Annotated in this window: 2 protein-coding genes; both read left to right on the top strand. The window is 76.1% G+C overall.

Annotation, left to right across the window (positions count from 1 at the left end; genetic code table 11):
* The coding region (locus tag ACTUAL_RS08925) for an SDR family NAD(P)-dependent oxidoreductase (RefSeq protein ID WP_440899920.1) at positions 1-2,091 on the top strand (2,091 nt) is incomplete at its 5' end.
* Between the two features lie 11 nt (positions 2,092-2,102).
* Positions 2,103-3,142: beta-ketoacyl synthase N-terminal-like domain-containing protein (locus ACTUAL_RS08920; protein ID WP_440899919.1), on the top strand; the 1,040-nt coding region annotated here is incomplete at its 3' end.

Here is a 3,142-nt window from a genome sequence, read left to right as displayed (position 1 = left end):
CCCGTCGCCGTCGCCGACGACCGGGACGCCCGGTTCTGGGCCGCCGTCGAGTCCGGCGGGCTCGACTCGCTGGCCCGCGACCTCGCGGTGGACGCCGCCGCGCTGGGCGAGGTGCTGCCCGCGCTGTCGGCCTGGCGCGGGAAGATCCGCGACGAGTCCACGGTGGACTCCTGGCGCTACCGGGTCGAGTGGCGCTCGCTCGCCGAGGAGGTCCCGGCGGTCGAGGGCACCTGGCTGCTGGTCGGCCCGGACGACGAGCGGGTCGACGCCGTCGCGGACGCGCTCGACGCGCGCGGCGCGCGGGTGGTCCAGATCGACGTCGCCGAGGCCGACCGCGCCCACGTCGCGGACCGGGTCCGCGCCGCCCTCGGCGGTCAGGCGCCGGACGGCGTGCTGTCCCTGCTGGGCCTGGACGAGCGCCCGCACCCGCTGTCCCCGTCGCTCTCGCTGGGCGTCGCCGCCTCGGTGACCCTGGTGCAGGGCCTGGACGACGCGGGCGTCACCGCGCCGGTCTGGTTTGGCACCTCCGGCGCCGTCGCCGTCGACCGGTTCGACCGGCCCGGCGGGCTGCGCCAGACCGCGCTGTGGGGCGTCGGTACCGTGCTGGGCCTGGACCGGCCGCGCACCTGGGGCGGCGTCGTGGACCTGCCCGCCGAGCTGGACCAGCTCACCGACGCGCGGGTGCTCGACCGGCTCGCGGGTGTGCTCTCCGGCGCGGGGGAGGACCAGGTCGCGGTGCGCCGCTCCGGGGTCTTCGGCCGCCGCCTGGTGCGCGCCCCCGGAGGGGAGAGCGCCACCCGGTGGGCCCCGCGCGGCACGGTCCTGGTGACCGGCGGCACCGGCGGCGTCGGCGCGCACCTGGCGCGCTGGCTCGTCGAGACCGGCGCGCAGCGGGTCGTGCTGGCCAGCCGCCGGGGCCCGGACGCGCCCGGCGCGGCCGAGCTGTGCGCGGAGCTGGGCGGCAAGGTGGAGGTCGTGGCGCTCGACGTGGCCGACCGCGACGACGTGGCCGCGCTGGTGAAGTCCCTGCCGGACCTCACCTCCGTGTTCCACGCGGCGGGCGTGCTGCGCGAGGAGTCCGGTGTGGACGGTGCGACGATCGCCGACCTCGCCGACATCGCGCACGCCAAGGTGGTGGGCGCCCTGCACCTGGACGAGCTGCTGGATGGCCACGAGCTGGACGCGTTCGTGGTCTTCTCCTCCGGCGCCGCGGTCTGGGGCTCCGGCGGCCAGATCGGTTACGCCGCGGCCAACTCCGTGGTCGACGGCGTGGTCCGGCACCGCCGGGCGCGCGGCCTCACCGGAACCTCGGTGGCCTGGGGCTCCTGGGGCGGCGGCGGCATGGCCTCCTCCGGCCACGCCGAGACCCTGCTCTCCCGCCTGGGCCTCGGCCTGATGGACCCGCTGCTGGCCGTGTCCGCCCTGCAGGGCGCGCTCGACCGCGACGAGGCCCACCTGGTCGTCACCGAGGTGGACTGGGCCAAGTTCGCCCCCGCCTACGCGCTGGCCCGCCCCCGCCCGCTCATCGACACCGTCCCCGAGGCGCGCGCCGCGCTCACCCCGGACGAGAGCGCCACCGCGGCGACCTCGGCCGACCCGAGCGAGATCACCGCCAGGCTCGCCGGGCTGACCGAGGCCGACCAGCTCACCGTGCTGCTCGACCTGGTGCGGGCCAAGGTCGCCCTGGTCCTCGGGCACGCCGACGCGGACTCGGTGCGCCCCGAGCGGTCCTTCAGCGAATCCGGGTTCGACTCGCTCACCGCCGTCGAGCTGCGCGACGCGCTTGCGGGCGAGACCGGGCTCAAGCTGCCCGCGACCCTGGTGTTCGACCACCCCAACCCCATCGCCCTCGCCGAGCTGCTGCGCGGCGAGCTGGCCCCCACCGCCGGGAACCCGGTGCTCGACGGCGTCGCCCGCCTGGAGGCCGCGTTCGCCGACGGCGTGGACGAGCTGGTGCGCGCCGAGGCGGTCGAGCGGCTGCGCGCGCTGATCACCCCCGCCGGGCAGGCCGACGACGTGGCCGGGCTGATCGAGGACGGCAGCGACGACGACCTGTTCCGCTTCATCGACAACAAGCTCGGCAACTCGTGAACGGTGGTTCGATGTCCTCCAACGAAGTCAAGCTCCGCGAGTACCTGCGCCGCGTCACCTCCGAGCTGCACGAGACCGACCAGCGGTTGCGCGAGCTGCAGGACCGGGCGAGCGAGCCCATCGCCGTCGTCGGCATGGGCTGCCGCTACCCCGGTGGCGCGAACTCCCCCGAGCAGCTGTGGGAGCTGCTGCGCGGGGGCGTCGACGCCACCTCCGACATGCCCGGCGACCGGGGCTGGGACGTCGACGGGCTCTACCACCCGGACCCCGGCAACCCCGGCAGCATCTACGTGCGGCGCGGCGGGTTCCTGCACGACGCGCCGCTGTTCGACCCCGGCTTCTTCGGCATCAGCCCGCGCGAGGCCGCCGAGATGGACCCGCAGCAGCGGGTGCTGCTGGAGACCGCGTGGGAGGCGCTGGAGGACGCGGGCATCGACCCGGCCGGTCTCAAGGGCAGCAAGACCGCCGTCTACGCGGGCGTGGTCTACCACGACTACCCCAACAGCTTCGGCTCCGGCAGCCTGGTCTCCGGCCGGGTCGCCTACCACCTGGGCCTGGAGGGGCCCGCGCTGACCATCGACACCGGCTGCTCCTCGTCGCTGGTCGCGATCCACCTGGCCTGCCAGGCGCTGCGCTCCGGCCAGACGCCGCTCGCGCTCGCGGGCGGCGCCACGGTCATCTCCACCACCGACACGTTCGTCGAGTTCTCCCGCCAGCGCGCGCTGGCCGCCGACGGCCGCTGCAAGTCGTTCTCCGCCGCCGCCGATGGCGCGGGCTGGTCCGAGGGCTCGGGTGTGGTCGTGCTGGAGCGGCTGTCCGACGCGCTGCGCAACGGCCACGAGGTGCTGGCCGTGGTGCGCGGCAGCGCGGTCAACCAGGACGGCGCGTCCAACGGCATCACCGCCCCCAACGGGCCCTCGCAGCGCCGGGTCATCCACGCCGCCCTCGCGGACGCGCGGCTGTCCGCGCGCGAGGTCGACGCGGTGGAGGCGCACGGCACCGGCACCCGCCTGGGCGACCCGATCGAGGCGCAGGCGCTGCTGGCGACCTA

The organism is Actinosynnema sp. (genome assembly GCF_052038725.1).
Note: the sequence above shows the minus strand (reverse complement) of the source record. Positions and strands in the feature narration are given on the sequence as shown.